This window comes from Enterobacter cloacae complex sp. ESBL7 (assembly GCF_041679625.1).
In the GTDB taxonomy this organism is placed as follows: Bacteria; Pseudomonadota; Gammaproteobacteria; order Enterobacterales; family Enterobacteriaceae; genus Enterobacter; species Enterobacter asburiae_B.
In genome coordinates, this window is record NZ_JBGORN010000001.1 from 1,512,137 (window position 1) to 1,531,567 (window position 19,431).

A 19,431-nucleotide genomic window follows, 5' to 3' on the forward strand; every position below is an offset into this window, starting at 1 on the left:
TTATTTATTTTTCAGGTGTTTGCCACATCACTTTAATGTTATTTATGAAATGGCAAAAGAATTAATTAGCCGTCGAATTAAAAAGACAGGAATAAATGATGAAAAGCAAACTCACAACTATAACGCTGGCGCTTGCTGCACTCACGGTCAGTTCCACCGTCGCCGCGAAAACGCTGGTGTATTGCTCCGAGGGATCGCCGGAAAACTTTAATCCTCAGCTATATACCTCGGGAACCAGCGTGGACGCCAGCGCCGTGCCGGTCTATAACCGGCTGGTTGATTTCAAACCCGGCACCACGGAGCTGGTGCCAAGCCTGGCGGAGCGCTGGGAGGTGAGCGAGGACGGCAAGGTTTACACCTTCCATCTGCGTAAGGGCGTCAAGTTCCAGAGCAATAAATCCTTCACGCCGACCCGGGACTTTAACGCCGACGACGTGATTTTCTCGTTTATGCGCCAGAAAGACGTGAATCATCCGTATCACAACGTCTCTAACGGCAGCTATTCCAACTTCGAAAGTCTGGAGTTTGGCAGCCTGATTACCGGCATTGATAAAGTTGATGACCACACCGTGCGCTTTACCCTGGCGCACCCGGAAGCGCCGTTTGTCGCCGATCTGGCATGGTATTTTGCCTCTATCCTGTCCGCGGAATATGCCGACGCGATGCTCAAAGCGGGCACGCCGGAGAAGGTGGATATGGAGCCTATAGGCACCGGGCCGTTTAAGCTGGCGCAGTATCAGAAGGATTCGCGGATCCTGTTTACGGCGTTCGCCGACTACTGGCAGGGGAAATCGAAGCTGGATCGGCTGGTGTTTAGCATCACGCCGGATGCCTCCGTGCGGTTTGCCAAAATTGAGAAGAACGAATGTCAGGTGATGCCGTTCCCGAACCCGGCGGACCTGCCGCGCATGAAGGCGAACAAAGACATCAACCTGATGAGCAAAGCCGGACTGAATACCGGCTTTCTGGCGTTTAATACCCAAAAGCCGCCGCTGGATAACGTAAAAGTCCGTCAGGCGCTGGCGATGGCCATCAATAAACCGGCCATTATTGATGCGGTTTTCCACGGCACCGGCACTGTGGCAAAGAACCTGCTGCCGCCGGGCGTCTGGAGCGCAGACAGCGAGCTTAAGGATTACGATTACGATCCTGAAAAGGCAAAAGCGCTGCTGAAAGAGGCCGGTTTTGCCAACGGCGTGAGCGTCGACCTGTGGGCGATGCCGGTGCAGCGTCCGTACAATCCGAATGCGAAACGCATGGCGGAGATGATTCAGGCCGACTGGGCGAAAGTCGGCGTGCAGACCAAAATCGTCACCTACGAGTGGGGCGAATATCTGAAACGCGTGAAGGGCGGAGAGCATCAGGCCGCGCTGATGGGCTGGACGACCGCAACGGGCGATCCCGACAACTTCTTTGGTCCGCTATTTACCTGTACCTCGGCAAACGGTGGCTCAAATTCGGCGAAATGGTGCTATAAGCCCTTCGATAACATTATTGCGGAAGCAAAATCAACGACCGATCGCGATAAACGCGTGGCGCTGTATAAAGAGGCTCAGCAAATGATGCATGATCAAATGCCGGCGGTGATGATTGCGCATTCAACCATTTTCGAACCGGTGCGCAAGGAGGTGACGGGCTATGAAATTGACCCGTTTGGCAAACATCTGTTCTGGCAACTGGATATAAATCAGTAATTTTTCACTGCCCGGCACGCTTGCGGGCAGTCTTTTCGCAATTTGTGCTCTCCGCATCATTTTTTGTCACAACAAACCCGCCGGTCTTTTGCTATAACTTCAAATGCATACTTGCAGATAACATGGAAAACTATCATGCGTACTCAAACTTTTTTTAAAGTTGCAGTGCTTACTGGTCTGTTGGCGTTGGCGGGCTGTTCTTCAAAAGTCGCGGCTCCCGAACAATATTCTGGCTTTTTGAAAGACTATTCAGGCTTGCAGCAGACGACGTCTGCGACGGGTAAACCAACGCTGCGTTGGGTTGATCCTTCTTATAACGAAGCTAATTACGACAGTATTCTCTGGACGCCGATTACGTATTATCCTGCGCCTAAACCGACCACTCAAATTGGTCAAAAAACGCTTGATGAGTTGTTGAATTACACCAATAACAAAATGAAAACCGCTATTGGTACCCGTAAGCCAGTTGTGACCACGCCGGGTAAACACAGCCTGATTTTCCGCGGTGCAATTACCGGGGTGAGTTCGCAGAAAGAAGGTCTGCAGTTCTATGAAGTGGTGCCGGTCGCGCTGGTGGTAGCAGGTACGCAGATGGCAACCGGGCATCGCACCATGGATACGCATCTCTTCTTTGAAGGCGAACTGATCGATGCGGCCACCAACAAACCGGTCATGAAGGTGGTGCGTAAAGGCGAAGGTAAAGATCTGAACAACGAAAGTACGCCGATGACCTTTGCGACGCTGAAGCAGGTAGTTGATGACATGGCGACGGACGCCACCATGTTTGATGTGAAAAAGACCGCGAAATAAAATAAAAAGGCCTGCGTAATGCAGGCCTTTTTATTTACGCCATTCGTAAGCGTCTGAACCAGGTTTCTGGTTTGGTAAACATCACCATATTTCCCCCCAGAATCAGCAATAATCCCACGATACCGTTGATATGCCAGACGTAGCCTTCATACACCGTGGAGATGGACAGCGCCACCAGCGGGAAGAGCAGCGTACTGTAGGCCGCTTTGCCCGGACCGATGCGTCCCACCAGCGTGAAGTAGGCGCCAAAGGCAATCACCGAACCAAACACGGCCAGATAGAGCAGCGCGCCAATGTAGCTGATGGTCCACTCTGGCGCGAAGCTGTCGCCTCTGAACAGGGCAATGCAGCCCATCACCAGCGTGCCGTAGAGCATCGCCCAGGCGTTGGTGGTCATGGTTTCAAGGCCTTTGCGCTGGTGACGCATGCTGATCATATTGCCCAGCGAGAAGCCGTAGGTGCCGAGCGCGGAGAGACCAATTCCGGTCAGGAGCGACGCGCTCCAGCCGCTGGCCAGCAGATCGTCCCAGAAGAGGGTGACGATCCCAGTCAGGCCCAGTGCCGCCGCCGTCCAGAAACGCGCGGGCGGGCGCTGCCCGAAGAAGATAAAGCTGTTAATGGCGTTATAGAGTACGGCCATGGAGAAGATCACCGATTCCAGCCCGGTGTTGATGTGCGAGGCTGCGGCGTAAAAACACCAGAAGTTAAAGCAGAAAACGCAGCATCCCTGGAGCATACAAAAAAGGTGATCCCGCAGCGCCAGCTTGCGCAGGCGGCGCAGGGCGATTAATACCACCATCATCGTGAGGCTGGCGACGGCGAAACGCCAGAAAATAGAGACGGGCGCCGCTACGGGACCTTGCTGCAGGAAAATCGCAATCCAGGTGGTTCCCCAGATGACCACCACCAGTCCGTATAATAATGCGTTCATATTTTTCTCTTCTCAAACCACGGAAGCCCGCAGTATGCCGCTGAGATCGGTCAGGGGCTTTCACCGGCTTGCGGTCGACTTGCAAAATCTTGCGCTTTTTTCTTTCCCGGGGGCTGGCAACGGGAGACAACTCTTCTTAGACTGATATTCCAGTCAATCACGCGCTTACGGTCATGTCTCACGCTTACGATACCTTTGAAACGCTTTGCCAACAGAATGCGGTCCTGCGGGAAACCGTCTCGCTGAATTCGGGCATTCAGCTGGCAGCGTGGTACAACAAGCACGATACGATAACGGTAAAAAGTAACCACCATACCCTGAGCCTGTACGTGGCGGACGGCTACGAAAGCTACCAAAAAACGCCGGGCGGCTGGAAGAACGGCGGGGGGCCGGACCGTTTCTGCTTGATGCCAAAAGAGAGCGAATCGACGTGGGATATCCGTGATGACCTGTCGTTTGTGCACCTCTACTGCACCGATGAACACCTGCGCGACGTGGGGGAAAAGATCTGGGACAAGCGCCCGCTTTCGCTGACGCTCGACGAGCGCATTTTTGGTAGCGATCCGAAAATCACCGCGCTGTATCGCCAGTTTTTGCTCGGCTGCGACTGGCAGCAGCACGCCAACCAGCTCACCCTGAGCACGGCCTCTACGCTGCTCCTGACCCACCTGCTGCAAAACTACTCTAACGTTCAGTGGAAGCTGCCGGTCGTCACCGGCGGGCTATCGCCATTCGTACTGCGTAACGTGCTGGCCTTTATCGAAGAGAACCTGGGCCAGCCTCTGACGCTGGCTGAACTGGCGGCGCAGGCCGCCCTCAGCGAATACCATTTTGCCCGCATGTTCCGCCAGTCGACGGGGCTGGCGCCGCATCAGTACGTGATGCAGAGGCGAATGGAAAAAGCGAAGGCCCTTGTGCAGAACACGGCGACGCCGCTAACGGACATCGCGCTTGCCTGCGGGTTTAACTCCGCCAGCCACTTCAGCAACCGCTTTCGCAGCGCGACGGGCATGACGCCTTCGCAGCTACGCGCGGCGAGCGCGTGAAAACAGGGCATAGCACACGCCGCCCAGCACCAGCCCCCAGAATGCCGAACCGATGCCGAGGATCGTGACGCCGCTCGCGGTCATCAGGAACGTGACGATGGCCGCGTCGCGCTCCGCCTCGTGGCTCAGTGCCTGATATAAACTCCCGCTAATGGTGCCCAGCAGTGCCAGACCGGCGAGCGTCTGGATCCAGCTGAGCGGCAGAGCGGCCATCAGCCCGGTAATCGAGCCGCCGAAAATCCCCGCCAGCAGATAAAATCCTCCGGCTGCGATGGCCGCCAGCCAGCGTTTACCGGCATCCGGATGCGCATCCGGGCTTTGGCAAATGGCGGCAGTAATGGCCGCGATACAGATAGAAAAGACGCCAAAAGGGGAAAACAGCAGCGCCAGCGCTCCCGTAACGATGATGAGCGGCGAGACCGCCAGCGGGTAACCGGAGGCCTTCATCGTGGCGAACCCCGGCGCGTTTTGTGAGGCCATTGTCACCAGGAAGAAGGGCACGCCAATACTCACCAGGCTGGTGAAGGTGAACGTGGGGGCGATAAACTCAGGCATCACAAGGGAGAGCGTGAGCTTATCAGTGACAACGTCACCGCCCGCCCATGCCACGATACCGCCGACCAGCAGCGTGACCACGATGGCGTAGCGCGGTGCCAGCGCTTTTGCTATCAGCCACGCCGCAATCATGCTGCCGCACAGCAGAAAGTGACCCTCAAGGTGCGCAAACGCGTGCAGGCCAAACTGCAGCAACACGCCTGCCAGCATGGCGGCAGCAAGCGAATGGGGGATCAGCCTCATCAGACGGGCGAAGAGCCCGGTGATGCCGCAAAGTAAAATGAGCGCGTTAGCAAAGATGAACACGCCGATCGTTTCCGGCAGCGTCACGCCGTGCAGGCTGGTGGCGAGCAGCGCCGCGCCGGGCGTTGACCACGCGGTCAGCACCGGCGCTTTGTACCACCAGGAAAGCGCCAGCGTGCTGACACCCATCCCAATCCCCAGCGCGGTCATCCAGCCTGCGATCTGCTGTGCGCTGGCACCTGCCGCCGCGGCGGCCTGCCAGATGATGGCGGCCGAGCTGGCGTAACCGACCAGTACGGCGACAAATCCAGCCAGTGCGACTGGAACAAGGTGAGAGGAAGGGCGCATGAAAACTCCGTTGTGCGTTATAACGTCCGATATAAGGTAACACTGTGCGCTATAGCGTACAAGTGGTATGCTGATCGCCATCAGGAGGGACTATGGACATCACACTACACCTTGCAACAACGCTGAAAACGCTGCGCCAGACGCGCGGCTGGAGTTTATCGAAGCTCGCGGACGAGACCGGCGTGTCAAAAGCGATGCTGGGGCAAATCGAGCGCAATGAATCCAGCCCGACGGTGTCGACGCTGTGGAAAATTGCCACCGGGCTGAACGTGCCGTTTTCCGCGTTCATCACGCCAGAGGCGGACCGGCAGGCGGTGTTTGACCCGCAGCAGCAGGCGATGGTGGTCAAACCGCTTTTTCCGTGGGACGAGACGCTCGGGTTTGACTATTTCTCCATCACGCTGGCACCCGGCGCGCTGAGTGAATCCACGCCGCATGAGGCCGGGGTGATTGAACATGTGGTGGTGGTCAGCGGCGAGCTGGAGATGAAGATTGACGACACGTGGCAGACGATTTCTGCCGATTCGGGCGTCCGTTTCGCCGGCGATAAACCGCACGTCTACCGCAACAGCAGCGACCGGACGGTGCATTTTCACTCCCTGATTCATTATCCCCGCTGACGCTACGCAAAACTGTTTCGCTGGCGCATACTTCTGACTACAATAGCCGCCATTTTGACCATAACGGATAACGACGAAGTATGCGCCTGCAATCCCATCATCTTGAACTTTTAAGCCCGGCCCGCGACGCCGCCATTGCCCGTGAAGCGATCCTTCATGGTGCTGATGCCGTCTACATTGGCGGCCCTGGCTTCGGTGCCCGCCATAACGCCAGCAACAGCCTGAGCGATATTGCAGAACTGGTGCCGTTCGCCCACCGTTTCGGGGCGAAAGTGTTCGTGACCCTGAACACCATTCTTCATGATGATGAGCTGGAGCCTGCACAACGTCTGATTACCGATCTCTACCAGGCCGGCATTGATGCCCTGATCGTTCAGGATATGGGCGTTCTGGAGCTGGATATTCCGCCCATTGAACTGCATGCCAGTACCCAGTGCGATATCCGCACGGTCGAGAAGGCCAAGTTTCTCTCCGACGTCGGCTTTTCGCAGATCGTTCTGGCGCGCGAGCTGAACCTGAATCAGATCCGCGATATTCACCAGGCGACAGACGCGACGATCGAATTCTTTATCCACGGCGCGCTGTGCGTGGCTTACTCCGGTCAGTGCAATATTTCCCACGCGCAGACGGGCCGCAGCGCCAACCGCGGCGACTGTTCTCAGGCCTGCCGCCTGCCGTATACCCTGAAAGACGATCAGGGCCGCGTCGTGGCGTTCGAAAAACACCTGCTCTCCATGAAGGATAACGATCAGACGGCCAACCTGGGCGCGCTGATCGACGCGGGCGTGCGTTCCTTCAAGATTGAAGGGCGCTACAAAGATATGAGCTACGTGAAGAACATCACCGCGCACTATCGCCAGATGCTGGACGCCATCATCGAAGATCGCGGCGACCTGGCGCGCGCGTCGGCCGGGCGCACCGAACATTTCTTTATTCCGTCGACGGACAAAACGTTCCACCGCGGCAGCACGGACTATTTTGTGAATGCCCGTAAAGGGGATATCGGCGCGTTTGACTCACCGAAGTTTATCGGTTTACCGGTGGGCGAAGTGCTGAAAGTGGCGAAAGATCACCTTGATGTCGAAGTGACGGAACCGCTGGCGAACGGAGATGGCCTTAACGTGATGATTAAGCGTGAGGTCGTAGGCTTCCGTGCCAATACGGTCGAGAAAACCGGCGAGAACCGCTACCGCGTCTGGCCGAATGAAATGCCTGCCGATCTCTACAAGGCGCGGCCGAACGCGGCGCTTAACCGTAATCTCGATCATAACTGGCAGCAGGCGCTGCTGAAAACCTCCAGTGAACGTCGTATCGCCGTGGACATTGAGCTGGGCGGCTGGGAAGAGCAGCTGATTCTGACCATGACCTGTGAAGATGGCATCAGCGTGACGCATACGCTCGATGGTCATTTCGAGGTGGCAAACAATGCCGAAAAAGCGCTTAACAGCCTGAAGGATGGCGTGGCGAAGCTGGGCCAGACGATTTATTACGCGCGTGCGATCGACGTGGCTCTGCCGGACGCGCTGTTCGTCCCGAACAGCCTGCTTAACCAGTTCCGCCGCGAAACGGCAGAGATGCTGGATGCCGCGCGCCTGGCACAGTATCCGCGCGGTAGCCGTAAAGCGGAAACCGTCCCTGCGCCAGTCTACCCGGACACCCATTTATCCTTCCTCGCCAACGTCTACAACCATAAGGCGCGTGAATTCTATCATCGCCACGGCGTGCAGTTGATCGACGCAGCCTATGAAGCGCATGAAGAGAAGGGCGATGTGCCGGTGATGATCACCAAGCACTGCCTGCGCTTTGCGTTTAACCTGTGTCCTAAGCAGGCGAAAGGGAACATTAAGAGCTGGAAGGCCACCCCCATGCAGCTGGTAAACGGCGATGAGGTTCTGACCCTCAAGTTCGACTGCCGTCCCTGCGAAATGCATGTGATTGGTAAGATGAAAAACCACATCTTCAAAATGCCGCAGCCCGGCAGTATTGTGGCGTCCGTCAGTCCGGACGATCTGATGAAAACCCTGCCGAAACGCAAGGGCAGCTAATTACCGAACGTGCGTGTCCGGTTTGCGCGACTTCTGCCACAGGTGGTGCTCGCGCAAACCCTCCGCCGACTCTTCCGCAGCGCTTCGCAACTCATCGCTGTCGGCTTCATGACGAAGCTGATGCGCCACATTCTTGACCCACAAATACTCGTGTCCTTTGTGCCTGGCCATAAGCTGGCCGGAAAACAGCGCACAGATAAGCATGACGAAAGATAACCCTTTTTTAATCATGGATTCACCGCTGAAAAAGAATGCGGGATAATCATGTCGATTATTTTTTAGGGTTATTATTCAAAAATTAAAATTAGCGAAAAGAAAATGTCAAATAATGTGGGTTCGGAATTACGGTTAAGATATTTCCTAAAAAAACCATGACGCTTTGTAAAGTACCATTTCTGGACCTCAATTAGATATTTGCATTAAGGATAAACCTTATATAATAGTAAGTCTCTGGCTAAGGAACAGGTCATTTCTAAATGAAAAAAATAATAGCGCTTGCGCTTCTGGCGGTTGCTGTTGTGGCTGCTGCGGGGATTCGTTATGCAGCTAATGACGAACCAGAATATATTCGTTCTGCGGAAATTCGCGTGGGTTCCTATTTAACCAGCGATTATGGTGGCGTTGCCTGCTCCAGCAAAAAAATAAACGATCGGCGCTGGGAATTAGATTGTACTCATCAGGCAAGAGGAAAAACATTCCAGTTCGCGGTGTATCCCTCTGAAAAAGCACCTTATGGTGTCGCCCGTTCCTTTTATCTTGAAGCCCTTAATGACGACGCAAAACAGAGCGCTGAGCAGGGGCTTATGCGTTATTTGCAGATCAATACCCATGCAGGTTAATAAGGTTGTTTAGCGTTCGTTAAGACAAGAGGTGTTAGGTTGTAAGGGATCCGCAGCCCGGCCATGGAGTGTCGGGACGTAGAGACCAAAACACAAATCTATCCATGCAAGCATTTACCGCCAGTTATTGGCGGTTTTTTTTTGCTCAGACCGTCGCGATGGTTTTATGGCATCAGCCGATAATACGACTGCACCAGACCCGAAGGGAAACTGCGGCTTGATACAAGCGTTAAATCGATATCCTGAGGAAGGGTTCCGAACAGCGGTTTTCCCGCTCCGAGCAGGACAGGAACGGTCGTGATCACCATATCGGCCACCAGCCCTTCGCGCAGGAACGACTGGATCACCCGTCCGCCATCGAGATAGACCCGATGAACGTTCTGCGCAGCGAGATCGTCCAGCACCTCCTTTGGCGTGCGGCAAGAGAACTGCACTTTTCCCTTCAGCGCCTCCGGCACGGGCGTACCGGCCAGCTGTCGGGAGAGCACCAGCACGGGACGATCGTAAGGCCATGCGTCAAAGGTCAGTACCTTTTCATAGCTACCCCGGCCCATCACGATCCACTCTTTGTCCGCGATGAATGTCTCATAGCCATGATCTTCCGTTGGATCGTCGCGCTGCAGCAGCCAGTCGATATCGTCATTCTGTCGGGCGATGTAGCCATCAAGACTGACCGCGATAAAAACGTGTGTAGTGACCATCAGGTGCTCCGTATTACGAAAATTAAAAAATGAATCTTCCTCTTAGCGGAGAGGGGCCCCTTTGTAAACGTGAATTCTGAAGCAATAAGACTGTCTTCAGAATAATGACAGACTTACAGCGATGCCCTGGTCCGGCTGTAAATCGCCGAAGCGTTTCCGTAAGGCCGGGACGAGGCGCAGGGATGCGCCGAGAGGGCGTGGCCTGCAGGGATGCAGGCTCATGCCCGACCCGATAGCCTGAAGAAATAAGCTGAGGGTACCGCGAAGCGGCGATTTACCGCCGGGAGCCCGGGTTGCCAGGGTGGTGGCGATTGAGCCACCCTGGCACGTTCACAGGTTATGTCGTTAAAGAATAGCAAGGAACATAAAGTGAACGGAATGACCACCAGAGCCGTATGTTCCCCCTCACCCCAGCCCTCTCCCTCAAGGGAGAGGGGGTCGTCCGTGCAGGCATTATTTTGTGGGGAACCCTCAACCGTTAGCGTGCAGTACCCGGACGTGAAAATTGTTTGCGATACTGAGCCGGGGAAAGCGCGAACTGCTGGCGAAAATGATGGCGCAGTGTCGACGCCTGACCAAACCCGGTCTGTTCAGCAATGCTGTCGATGCTTAACCTGCTGCTTTCCAGATAATCTTTTGCTCTCAGCAGGCGTTCATTGATTAACCAGCGTGCGGGCGTCGTCCCCGTTGCCGCCTCGAAGCGACGAAGGAAGGTGCGCTGGCTCATTCCGACCCGACGCGACAGGGAGTCGACGCTGTGCGCCTCGATAAGATGCGTGTGCAGAAAATCAAACAGCTGGCCGAGACGCTGGCTTTCCCGCAGCTGGGCTACCGGGCGGCTCAGCTGTTGTGGCTGTGAACCATCCCGGTGAGGGGGAATGACCAGCCGACGCGCCACGCTGTTGGCGGTTTCCATGCCATAATCCCGCCGCACAACGTGCAGACAGAGATCGATTCCCGCCGCGCTGCCGGCGGACGTCAGAATATCGCCTTCGTCCTGGTAGAGCACATCCTCAACCACGTCGATGTCAGGGTAGCGGGCTTTAAGCGCGTCGATGTAGCGCCAGTGGGTTGTGGCTTTGCGGCCGTTCAGCAGCCCCGTAGCGGTCAGCACAAACACCCCCGAACAGATGGAGAGCAGCCGGCATCCTCGCGCGCTGGCCTGGCGTAGTGCCTCGCAGAGCGCGTCCGGAACCGGTGAATCCAGCCCCCGCCAGCCGGGAACCACAATCAGGTCCGCAGACGCAAGCAGGCTTAAATCACCATCGGTAACGATGCGGATCCCGCCAGTTGCCCGAAGTTCACCGCTGTCCACGCTCGCCACCGCAAAACGATACCATTCATCGCCAAGCTCGGGACGCGGCAGGCCGAAGATCTCCACCGCTACGCCAAACTCAAAGGTACACAGACCGTCATACGCCAGCACGACCACCTGCGGGCGGGAAATTTGTCTTAAGTTTGTCATCTTTTTGCTGTTTTCTGGCATAAGCGAACACATTCACGGGCTGAATTTGTGGATAGAGTAGTGTTAACACAAACGCCAAAGATGAGGAAGGATCATGAGCTATGTTACTGAATTTCCGGCTGCCGAGCCGCAGGAAGCCGTTACCCATTTTCTGCGCCGCCTGAGCGTTGAAACCGACTGTGCCGATGTGCACCACGCCATCGCCAATAATGAGCAGGACTTCGTGCTGCTGCACGTGGTGGGCAGCCCGGAGCAGTTTGCCCGCCGTCACGTGCCCGGCGCACTGCACCTGCCGCGGAGCCAGATGACCGCCGAGCGCATGGCCCAATGGCCTGAAGGCACGCTGTTCGTCGTTTACTGCGCAGGGCCGCACTGTAACGGCGCGGACAGAGCCGCGCTGAAGCTGGCGCGCCTCGGGCTGCCGGTCAAAATCATGCTCGGGGGGATCACCGGCTGGGAGGATGAAAAGTTCGCCTTTGCCAGCAGCGAAACCGCCGTCGCGCTGTGAAGATGAATTTTTTTCAACACCCGTGAAATTTTCTCGTTTGCCGGAACAGGACAGGTATGACATCTTTTTTGGACATTTAGACATCCAGAAGTCTAAAACTTCAAATGATGAATTATCACTGCTGGCAATTATCGCCGGCAGACTGAGGAGATTTCCATGCAACGACAGCACGCCCCGTACCGCGCCGATGTAGTCGGCAGTTTTTTACGCCCGGATGCCATCAAAGAGGCTCGCCTGAAGTTCGCCAGCGGCGAAATTGACGCCGGACAGCTTCGCGCGGTAGAGGATGATGCCATTCGCCACGTCGTTGAGCAGCAGTGTGCGTGCGGCCTGCATGTGGTCACCGACGGTGAATTTCGCCGTGCCTGGTGGCACTTCGACTTCTTCGACGGTCTGCAGGGCGTTGAGCGTTACGATTCGCAGCAGGGCATTCAGTTCAACGGGGTACAAACCAAAGCCCACGGCGTGCGCGTCACCGGCAAGCTGGGCTTTGGCGACCATCCGATGCTCGAAGATTTCCGCTACCTGAAAAGCATCAGCGGCAATGCTCAGCCGAAGATGACCATTCCCAGCCCAAGCGTGCTCCATTTCCGCGGCGGCCGTAAAGACATCGATGCGACGGTCTACCCGGATCTGAATGACTATTTCGACGATCTGGCGACCACCTGGCGCGACGCCATCCGCGCATTTTACGACGCGGGCTGCCGTTACCTGCAGCTGGACGACACCGTCTGGGCCTATCTCTGTTCGGACGATCAGCGCCGTCAGATCCGCGAGCGCGGTGATGATGCCGATGAGCTGGCACGCATCTATGCCCGCGTCCTGAACAAGGCGCTGGAAGGCAAGCCGGACGATCTGACCATCGGCCTGCACGTCTGCCGCGGTAACTTCCGTTCAACCTGGATTTCCGAAGGTGGCTATGAGCCGGTGGCGGAAGTGCTGTTCGGGACGGTCAACGTTGACGCGTTCTTCCTTGAATACGACAACGACCGCAGCGGGGATTTCGCGCCATTGCGCTTCATTCGCCCGGGCAAGCAGCAGGTGGTGCTGGGCCTGATCACCACGAAAAACGGCGAGCTGGAGAACCCGGAGGGGATTAAAGCCCGTCTGGAAGAGGCGGCGAAATACGTGGCAAAAGAGCAAATTTGCCTCAGCCCGCAGTGCGGCTTTGCCTCTACCGAAGAGGGCAACAGCCTGAGCGAATCCCAGCAGTGGGACAAAGTCCGTCTGGTCACGCAGATCGCCAGCGAAGTCTGGTAAAGCCTCATCCACAGCGCTGCATTATAAAAGTGCAGCGCTGTGCCATTCTGAGACGTTCTCTTTACATCCTGCGTTCCCCTTCCTGAAATAGCGCTTCCTCCATTCTGGCATCCTTTTTGCTCCTGCTTCGCTGACACATTTTTTTCCGCGTCCACGCCGTAACGGACGTTTTCGCACAGCGTTCTTTTTCAGGAGTGAAAATATGCAGCGTCGTACCTTATTAAAAGCCTTTGCGTTATCCGCGTCCGTCGTGACGATGGGAATGAGTTTTGGCGTGCAGGCGGCCGATACCATCAAAGTGGGGATCATGCATTCTCTTTCCGGCACCATGGCCATCTCCGAAACGCCGCTGAAAGACGTCGCGCTGATGACCATCGACGAGATCAACGCGAAAGGCGGCGTACTGGGTAAAAAACTGGAGCCGGTGGTGGTGGATCCCGCCTCAAACTGGCCGCTGTTTGCCGAGAAGGCGCGCCAGCTGTTAAGTCAGGATAAAGTGGCGGTGGTATTCGGCTGCTGGACGTCGGTATCGCGCAAATCCGTGCTGCCGGTCTTCGAGGAGCTGAACGGTCTGCTGTTTTATCCGGTGCAGTATGAAGGCGAAGAGATGTCGCCAAACGTCTTCTATACCGGCGCGGCTCCAAACCAGCAGGCCATTCCGGCGGTGGAATACCTGATGAGCGAAGACGGCGGCGCGGCGAAGCGCTTCTTCCTGCTGGGCACGGACTATGTTTACCCGCGCACCACCAACAAGATCCTGCGCGCTTTCCTGCATTCGAAAGGGGTGGAGGATAAGGACATCGAGGAGGTTTACACCCCGTTCGGTCATAGCGACTACCAGACCATTGTCGCTAACATCAAGAAATTCTCCGCGGGCGGCAAAACCGCCGTGGTGTCGACCATCAACGGCGATTCCAACGTACCGTTCTACAAAGAGCTGGCTAACCAGGGGCTGAAGGCGACCGACGTGCCGGTGGTGGCGTTCTCCGTGGGAGAAGAAGAGCTGCGCGGGATCGACACCAAACCGCTGGTCGGCAACCTCGCGGCGTGGAACTACTTTGAATCCGTGGATAACCCGACCAACCAGGCCTTCGTGGCGGATTACAAAGCCTATGCGAAGGCGCACAAGCTGCCGAACGCCGATACCGTGGTGACCAACGACCCGATGGAAGCGACCTACGTGGGGATCCATATGTGGGCGCAGGCGGTGGAAAAAGCAGGCACAACCGACGTGGATAAAGTGCGTGCGGCGATGGCCGGCCAGTCCTTTAAGGCGCCGTCAGGCTTTACGCTCACCATGGATGCCACCAACCACCATCTGCATAAGCCGGTCATGATCGGCGAAATCGAAGGCAACGGCCAGTTCAACGTGGTGTGGCAGACGGAACAGCCGGTACGCGCCCAGCCGTGGAGCCCGTTCATCGCCGGTAACGATAAAAAGCCCGACCAGCCGATGAAAACCGCCAGCAACTAAGCCATCACCAGGGAGAAACGTCATGAACGCCATGCGCATGTTCATCGCTCTTGTATGGCTTTCCGGACTGCTGCCAGGGATGGCGCAGGCATCGGATGCCGATCGTTTTGTTGCCGCCAGCCGCAGCCAGCAGGCGGAGTTGCTGACGCAGTGGGCCGAAGCGCCGGACGCCGCGAGGCTGCCGCTGCTGCAGGCACTGCAAAAAGAAAACCTCTATACCGACAGCCAAAAGCACGCCTTTGCGCAGCGCAGCGGTCAAATGGTGTCGCTCGGTGACGCTAAGTCGACCGAAGGGCCAGCCAAAGCCGTTCGTCTGACCAACCGGCTGCGAGTGCTGGCCGCCACGGCCATCGCTACGCATCAGCTGGTGAGTGACAGTGTCACAGAAAGGCGGGCGGCGGCCCGTCAGCTTCAGCGGGATGCCCAGCCTGGAATGCTCGCTTTTGTGGAAAAGCGGGTAAACGATGAAACGGACGCGGTAGCACGTCAGGCGCTTTTACTGGCGGTGGCGAATCTCCAGCTAGCCAGCCCGCAGGCAGAGGTGCGCCGCAAGGCCGTCGAGTTATTAGGGCAGTCCGACGATCCGGACGTGGAGTCCAGACTTACCCCGTTTACCCAGGCACAGACAGAGCCTGATGCCGGGGTGCGCGCCGCCGCGCAGGAGAGTCTGAGCCAGATCCAGCATCGACTGATGTGGGGCGATCTGCTGGGCCAGGCGTTTATGGGGCTCTCTCTGGGGTCGGTGCTGCTGCTGGCGGCGCTGGGGCTTGCCATCACCTACGGCCTGCTGGGCGTCATCAATATGGCGCACGGTGAGATGCTGATGCTGGGGGCGTATGCCACCTGGATGGTGCAGCAGGCGATGGCCGGGCTTGCGCCACAGTGGCTGGCGCTCTATCCCGTTATCGCGCTTCCGGTGGCGTTCTGCCTGACGGCGGGCATCGGGATGGTGCTGGAGCGCACCGTGATCCGCCATCTGTACGGTCGCCCACTGGAAACGCTGCTGGCAACGTGGGGGATCAGCCTGATGCTCATCCAGCTGGTGCGCATGACGTTTGGCGCCCAGAACCTGGAGGTGGCCAACCCGGCATGGCTGTCCGGCGGAGTGCAGGTTTTTGCCAACCTGACGCTGCCGTGGAACCGCATCGTGGTGCTGGGCTTCGTGCTGCTGGTGATGTTCTTTACCTGGCTCATTCTGAATAAAACCCGTCTGGGGCTCAACGTGCGCGCGGTGACGCAGAACCGCAGCATGGCCGCCTGCTGCGGGGTACCGACAGGCCGCGTCGATATGCTGGCGTTTGGGCTTGGCTCAGGAATTGCCGGGTTAGGCGGCGTGGCGCTGTCGCAGCTCGGTAACGTCGGGCCGGAGCTGGGTCAGGGCTACATCATTGACTCTTTCCTCGTGGTCGTGCTCGGTGGCGTAGGCCAGCTGGCAGGCAGCGTGGCCGCGGCGTTTGGTCTGGGTATTTTCAATAAAATTCTTGAACCGCAGATGGGGGCGGTGCTGGGCAAGATCGTAATTCTGGTGGCGATCGTGCTGTTTATTCAAAAACGCCCTCAGGGGCTGTTTGCGCTGAAAGGGAGGGTGCTTGACTGATGAGCCAGCCGCTGACCTTAACGCTGGCGCGCAAAGCGCCGCGCACAACGCAACTTGCAGGCAGCCTGCTGGTGGCGTGTCTGCTGATATTACCGTTTTTCGCCTTACTGCCTGCGACGCATCCGCTGGCGCTGTCGACCTGGATGCTGACGCTGATTGGCAAGATCCTCTGCTATGCCATCGTTGCGGTGGCGCTGGATCTGGTGTGGGGCTACGCCGGGATGCTCTCTCTTGGGCACGGCATCTTCTTCGCTCTGGGCGGCTACGCGATGGGCATGTACCTGATGCGCCAGGCCGCGGGTGACGGTCTTCCCGCGTTTATGTCGTTTCTCTCCTGGAGCGAGCTGCCGTGGTTCTGGTGGGGAACCCAGCATTTTGCCTGGGCGCTGGTGCTGATTGTGATGGTACCGGGCCTGCTGGCGCTGGTGTTCGGCTGGTTCGCCTTCCGCTCAAAGATCAAAGGGGTCTATTTCTCGATTATGACCCAGGCGCTGACCTATGCCGGGATGCTGCTGTTCTTTCGCAATGAAACCGGTTTTGGCGGCAATAACGGCTTTACCGGCTTCACCACGCTGCTCGGGTTTTCGGTAACTGAAACGACCACCCGTATCGCGCTGTTTCTGGCGACCGTGCTGTTGCTGATTCTGGCGTTAGGCACCGGATTTGCCCTGGCGAAGAGCAAGTTTGGCCGCATCCTGACCGCCGTTCGCGACGCCGAAAACCGCCTGACGTTTTGCGGCTACGATCCGCGCGGGTTCAAGCTGCTGGTATGGACGCTCTCCGCCGTGCTGTGCGGCCTGGCGGGGGCGCTGTACGTCCCGCAGGTGGGCATTATCAACCCCGGTGAAATGTCGCCGACCAACTCGATTGAAGCCGCCATCTGGGTGGCGCTGGGCGGGCGCGGCACGCTGGTCGGTCCGGTGATTGGCGCGGCGCTGGTGAACGGGGCGAAGAGCTTCTTCACCGTCGCGATGCCGGAATACTGGCAGCTGTTTCTGGGGCTGATTTTCATCGCCGTCACGCTGTTTTTACCGCGCGGCGTCTACGGTCTGTTTCGAAAGGGAGAGAAATAATGCAGCCAGCCGAAGGGTTATTTACCCGCCAGTTGCCGGGCGATCGTTACCGTGAACAGACCGACCCGGTGCTGCAGCTTGAGGCCATTAACGTCAATTTTGACGGGTTTCAGGCCCTGACCGATCTGTCGCTGAATATCGGCGTGGGCGAGCTGCGCTGCGTGATTGGCCCTAACGGCGCCGGTAAAACCACGCTGATGGACGTTATCACAGGTAAAACTCGGCCAAAGAGCGGGAGGGCGATTTACGATCAGTCCATCGACCTGACCACGCTGGAGCCTGCGGCCATTGCCCGCCAGGGGATCGGGCGTAAATTCCAGAAACCCACGGTTTTTGAAGCGCTGACGGTGTGGGAAAACCTGGAGATCGCCATGAAAACCGATAAATCCGTCTGGGCGAGCCTGCGGGCAAAACTCAACGGTGAACAGCGCGACCGCATCGATGAGATGCTGGTTTTGCTGCGCCTTAGCAGCGAGCGCGACCGCCGCGCCGGGCTGCTTTCTCACGGGCAAAAACAGTTTCTGGAAATCGGTATGCTTCTGGTACAGGACCCGCACCTGCTGCTGCTGGATGAACCGGCCGCCGGGATGACCGACGCGGAAACCGAATACACCGCCGAGTTGTTCAAAACGCTGGCGGGTAAGCACTCCCTGATGGTGGTGGAGCACGATATGGGCTTTGTTGAGACCATCGCCGACCACGTCACGGTGCTGCATCAGGGCCGCGTGCTGGCGGAAGGTTCGCTTCGCGAGGTGCAGGCTAACGAGCAGGTGATTGAGGTCTATCTGGGGCGCTAAGGAGCGATGATGTTACAGGTTAACGAACTGAATCAGTATTACGGCGGCAGCCATATCCTGCGCGGCGTGAGTTTTGAGGCCGTCACCGGAGAGGTCACCTGCCTGCTGGGGCGCAACGGCGTCGGGAAAACCACGCTGCTGAAGTGTCTGATGGGGCTGATCCCGGCGAAAACCGGGGAGGTCATCTGGCAGGGTAAAAAGATCACCCACAGCAGGCCGCACCAGCGGGTGCACTCTGGCGTGGCGTACGTTCCGCAGGGCCGCGAGATTTTCCCGCGCCTGACCGTGGAAGAGAATCTTCTGCTGGGGCTGTCGCGTTTTTCCGCCCGCGAGGCGAAGCAGGTTCCGGATGAGATCTGGCAGCTGTTTCCGGTGCTTAAAGAGATGAGGCATCGTCGCGGGGGCGATCTCTCCGGTGGACAGCAGCAGCAGCTGGCGATTGGTCGCGCGCTGGCGAGCCGTCCGCAGCTGTTGATTCTGGACGAGCCGACCGAAGGCATACAGCCATCGGTGATTAAAGAGATTGGCCAGGTGATCCGTACCCTGGCGAACCGAGGCGACATGGCGATCCTGCTTGTCGAACAGTTTTACGACTTTGCCGCCGAGCTGGCCGACAGCTATCTGCTGATGTCGCGCGGCACCATTATCCAGCGCGGCCGGGGTGAAAACATGGAGCAGGAGGGCGTTCGCGGACTGGTTGCGATTTAAAATGTTATAATATAACATTCGCATTCTTATAAAACGGAATGAGGGTGTTATGTTGGCTGCACATTTTGGGAAATTTGCCATGACTCTGGGGGCGCTGCTTGTCAGCGGCCAGCTGTTTGCTCACTCGCACGGCCATCAGATGACCGAAGCGGAACAGAGGGCGGCGAACGGCGTGTTTGAGGATAAGGACGTGAAGGACAGAGCGCTGTCAGACTGGGACGGGACCTGGCAGTCGGTCTATCCGTTACTGCTGGACGGTTCGCTGGATCCGGTGTTTAAACAGATAGCGCAGAAAGACAAACGCAAAACCTTTGACGAGGTGAAAGCTTACTACCGCACGGGTTATGCGACGGACGTGGATGCTATCGGCATCGAAAACAACGTGATGGAATTCCATAAGGGCAAAGCGGTCAGCCGCTGTCAGTATGATTACAGCGGCTACAAAATACTGACCTACGTATCGGGCAAAAAAGGCGTTCGCTATCTGTTTGAGTGTAAGGATGCCGGCAGCAAGGCACCGAAGTTTGTTCAGTTCAGCGACCACACCATCGCCCCGAAGGCCTCTTCGCACTTCCACATTTTCATGGGCAACACCTCCCACGAGGCGCTGCTGAAAGAGATGGATAACTGGCCGACCTATTATCCGAATGAGATGTACAAAGAGCAGGTGGTAGAGGAAATGCTGCACCACTGATGCTTTATTGCCGGGTGGCGGCT

The 19,431-nt window shown here is 57.2% G+C and carries 19 protein-coding genes; 14 read left to right on the plus strand and 5 right to left on the minus strand.

The window, feature by feature from the left end; genetic code table 11:
* Window positions 1–98: 98 nt before the first annotated feature.
* Window positions 99–1,694 carry an ABC transporter substrate-binding protein gene (locus ACERY3_RS07465; RefSeq protein WP_373225556.1) on the plus strand — a complete coding sequence of 532 codons (1,596 nt, stop codon included), beginning with the start codon at window positions 99–101 and terminating at the stop codon, window positions 1,692–1,694.
* Between the two features lie 135 nt (window positions 1,695–1,829).
* Complete coding sequence (locus tag ACERY3_RS07470) at window positions 1,830–2,504, plus strand: DUF3313 domain-containing protein (RefSeq protein WP_033145514.1); 675 nt, start codon at window positions 1,830–1,832, stop codon at window positions 2,502–2,504.
* A gap of 34 nt (window positions 2,505–2,538) precedes the next feature.
* On the opposite strand, the gene ACERY3_RS07475 is transcribed toward ACERY3_RS07470, so the two are convergent.
* Complete coding sequence (locus tag ACERY3_RS07475; RefSeq protein WP_087822563.1) at window positions 2,539–3,435, minus strand: DMT family transporter; 897 nt, start codon at window positions 3,433–3,435, stop codon at window positions 2,539–2,541.
* 173 nt (window positions 3,436–3,608) lie between these two features.
* On the opposite strand from ACERY3_RS07475, the gene ACERY3_RS07480 reads away from it, so the two are divergent.
* The gene (locus tag ACERY3_RS07480; RefSeq protein WP_032657103.1) at window positions 3,609–4,481 is read left to right on the plus strand and encodes a helix-turn-helix transcriptional regulator; all 873 of its coding nucleotides are present in this window, start codon (window positions 3,609–3,611) and stop codon (window positions 4,479–4,481) included.
* On the opposite strand, the gene ACERY3_RS07485 is transcribed toward ACERY3_RS07480, so the two are convergent.
* Complete coding sequence (locus ACERY3_RS07485) at window positions 4,461–5,627, minus strand: benzoate/H(+) symporter BenE family transporter (protein ID WP_373225381.1); 1,167 nt, start codon at window positions 5,625–5,627, stop codon at window positions 4,461–4,463. The two genes, ACERY3_RS07480 and ACERY3_RS07485, sit on opposite strands and share 21 nt — an antisense overlap.
* A 92-nt stretch (window positions 5,628–5,719) precedes the next feature.
* Here ACERY3_RS07485 and ACERY3_RS07490 point away from each other — a divergent pair, with 92 nt between their 5' ends.
* Both ACERY3_RS07490 and ACERY3_RS07495 read left to right on the plus strand, forming a co-directional pair.
* The gene (locus ACERY3_RS07490) at window positions 5,720–6,247 is read left to right on the plus strand and encodes a helix-turn-helix domain-containing protein (protein WP_373225382.1); all 528 of its coding nucleotides are present in this window, start codon (window positions 5,720–5,722) and stop codon (window positions 6,245–6,247) included.
* Window positions 6,248–6,327: 80 nt separating this feature from the next.
* A complete protein-coding gene (locus tag ACERY3_RS07495) occupies window positions 6,328–8,292 on the plus strand; it encodes a U32 family peptidase (protein ID WP_058840608.1) in 1,965 nt (654 codons plus the stop codon).
* Here ACERY3_RS07495 and ACERY3_RS07500 read toward each other — a convergent pair whose 3' ends face one another.
* On the minus strand, window positions 8,293–8,523 hold the full coding sequence (locus tag ACERY3_RS07500; RefSeq protein ID WP_373225383.1) for a DUF2554 family protein: 231 nt from the start codon (window positions 8,521–8,523) through the stop codon (window positions 8,293–8,295).
* Between the two features lie 245 nt (window positions 8,524–8,768).
* Between ACERY3_RS07500 and ACERY3_RS07505 the strand changes: the two genes are divergently transcribed.
* On the plus strand, window positions 8,769–9,131 hold the full coding sequence (locus ACERY3_RS07505) for a hypothetical protein (RefSeq protein ID WP_039262500.1): 363 nt from the start codon (window positions 8,769–8,771) through the stop codon (window positions 9,129–9,131).
* A gap of 164 nt (window positions 9,132–9,295) precedes the next feature.
* Here ACERY3_RS07505 and ACERY3_RS07510 read toward each other — a convergent pair whose 3' ends face one another.
* Together ACERY3_RS07510 and ftrA are read right to left on the minus strand one after the other, a co-directional pair.
* A complete protein-coding gene (locus ACERY3_RS07510; protein ID WP_058840607.1) occupies window positions 9,296–9,832 on the minus strand; it encodes a dihydrofolate reductase family protein in 537 nt (178 codons plus the stop codon).
* Between the two features lie 478 nt (window positions 9,833–10,310).
* Window positions 10,311–11,318, minus strand: a complete 1,008-nt coding sequence (gene ftrA / locus ACERY3_RS07515; RefSeq protein WP_058840606.1) for a transcriptional regulator FtrA — start codon at window positions 11,316–11,318, stop codon at window positions 10,311–10,313.
* Window positions 11,319–11,391: 73 nt separating this feature from the next.
* Here ftrA and ACERY3_RS07520 point away from each other — a divergent pair, with 73 nt between their 5' ends.
* From ACERY3_RS07520 to zinT, 8 genes are all read left to right on the plus strand, one after another.
* Complete coding sequence (locus ACERY3_RS07520; protein WP_047060853.1) at window positions 11,392–11,805, plus strand: rhodanese-like domain-containing protein; 414 nt, start codon at window positions 11,392–11,394, stop codon at window positions 11,803–11,805.
* 156 nt (window positions 11,806–11,961) lie between these two features.
* Window positions 11,962–13,065 (plus strand): cobalamin-independent methionine synthase II family protein, encoded by a 1,104-nt coding sequence (locus ACERY3_RS07525; RefSeq protein WP_033145525.1) that lies wholly within the window; start codon window positions 11,962–11,964, stop codon window positions 13,063–13,065.
* Window positions 13,066–13,267: 202 nt separating this feature from the next.
* The gene (urtA, locus tag ACERY3_RS07530) at window positions 13,268–14,539 is read left to right on the plus strand and encodes an urea ABC transporter substrate-binding protein (protein WP_033145526.1); all 1,272 of its coding nucleotides are present in this window, start codon (window positions 13,268–13,270) and stop codon (window positions 14,537–14,539) included.
* Window positions 14,540–14,561: 22 nt separating this feature from the next.
* A complete protein-coding gene (gene urtB / locus ACERY3_RS07535) occupies window positions 14,562–16,136 on the plus strand; it encodes an urea ABC transporter permease subunit UrtB (protein WP_058840605.1) in 1,575 nt (524 codons plus the stop codon).
* On the plus strand, window positions 16,136–17,209 hold the full coding sequence (urtC, locus tag ACERY3_RS07540; RefSeq protein ID WP_058840604.1) for an urea ABC transporter permease subunit UrtC: 1,074 nt from the start codon (window positions 16,136–16,138) through the stop codon (window positions 17,207–17,209). The genes urtB and urtC overlap by 1 nt, the downstream gene beginning before the upstream one ends.
* On the plus strand, window positions 17,209–18,006 hold the full coding sequence (gene urtD, locus ACERY3_RS07545; RefSeq protein ID WP_094935483.1) for an urea ABC transporter ATP-binding protein UrtD: 798 nt from the start codon (window positions 17,209–17,211) through the stop codon (window positions 18,004–18,006). Before urtC ends, urtD begins: the two co-directional genes overlap by 1 nt.
* 9 nt (window positions 18,007–18,015) lie before the next feature.
* The gene (gene urtE / locus ACERY3_RS07550) at window positions 18,016–18,714 is read left to right on the plus strand and encodes an urea ABC transporter ATP-binding subunit UrtE (protein ID WP_058840602.1); all 699 of its coding nucleotides are present in this window, start codon (window positions 18,016–18,018) and stop codon (window positions 18,712–18,714) included.
* Between the two features lie 52 nt (window positions 18,715–18,766).
* Window positions 18,767–19,408 carry a metal-binding protein ZinT gene (gene zinT / locus ACERY3_RS07555; protein ID WP_058840895.1) on the plus strand — a complete coding sequence of 214 codons (642 nt, stop codon included), beginning with the start codon at window positions 18,767–18,769 and terminating at the stop codon, window positions 19,406–19,408.
* The last annotated feature ends 23 nt before the right edge of the window (window positions 19,409–19,431 follow it).

Coding starts and splice junctions, on each gene's coding strand:
- urtE (WP_058840602.1), top strand. CDS start 18,016: ATGTTACAGGTTAACGAACTGAATCAGTATTACGGCGGCAGCCATATC.
- ACERY3_RS07505 (WP_039262500.1), top strand. CDS start 8,769: ATGAAAAAAATAATAGCGCTTGCGCTTCTGGCGGTTGCTGTTGTGGCT.
- ACERY3_RS07470 (WP_033145514.1), top strand. CDS start 1,830: ATGCGTACTCAAACTTTTTTTAAAGTTGCAGTGCTTACTGGTCTGTTG.
- ACERY3_RS07520 (WP_047060853.1), top strand. CDS start 11,392: ATGAGCTATGTTACTGAATTTCCGGCTGCCGAGCCGCAGGAAGCCGTT.
- ACERY3_RS07465 (WP_373225556.1), top strand. CDS start 99: ATGAAAAGCAAACTCACAACTATAACGCTGGCGCTTGCTGCACTCACG.
- ACERY3_RS07500 (WP_373225383.1), bottom strand. CDS start 8,523: ATGATTAAAAAAGGGTTATCTTTCGTCATGCTTATCTGTGCGCTGTTT.
- urtB (WP_058840605.1), top strand. CDS start 14,562: ATGAACGCCATGCGCATGTTCATCGCTCTTGTATGGCTTTCCGGACTG.
- urtC (WP_058840604.1), top strand. CDS start 16,136: ATGAGCCAGCCGCTGACCTTAACGCTGGCGCGCAAAGCGCCGCGCACA.
- urtA (WP_033145526.1), top strand. CDS start 13,268: ATGCAGCGTCGTACCTTATTAAAAGCCTTTGCGTTATCCGCGTCCGTC.
- ACERY3_RS07495 (WP_058840608.1), top strand. CDS start 6,328: ATGCGCCTGCAATCCCATCATCTTGAACTTTTAAGCCCGGCCCGCGAC.
- ACERY3_RS07480 (WP_032657103.1), top strand. CDS start 3,609: ATGTCTCACGCTTACGATACCTTTGAAACGCTTTGCCAACAGAATGCG.
- ftrA (WP_058840606.1), bottom strand. CDS start 11,318: ATGCCAGAAAACAGCAAAAAGATGACAAACTTAAGACAAATTTCCCGC.
- ACERY3_RS07510 (WP_058840607.1), bottom strand. CDS start 9,832: ATGGTCACTACACACGTTTTTATCGCGGTCAGTCTTGATGGCTACATC.
- ACERY3_RS07475 (WP_087822563.1), bottom strand. CDS start 3,435: ATGAACGCATTATTATACGGACTGGTGGTGGTCATCTGGGGAACCACC.
- ACERY3_RS07485 (WP_373225381.1), bottom strand. CDS start 5,627: ATGCGCCCTTCCTCTCACCTTGTTCCAGTCGCACTGGCTGGATTTGTC.
- ACERY3_RS07525 (WP_033145525.1), top strand. CDS start 11,962: ATGCAACGACAGCACGCCCCGTACCGCGCCGATGTAGTCGGCAGTTTT.
- urtD (WP_094935483.1), top strand. CDS start 17,209: ATGCAGCCAGCCGAAGGGTTATTTACCCGCCAGTTGCCGGGCGATCGT.
- ACERY3_RS07490 (WP_373225382.1), top strand. CDS start 5,720: ATGGACATCACACTACACCTTGCAACAACGCTGAAAACGCTGCGCCAG.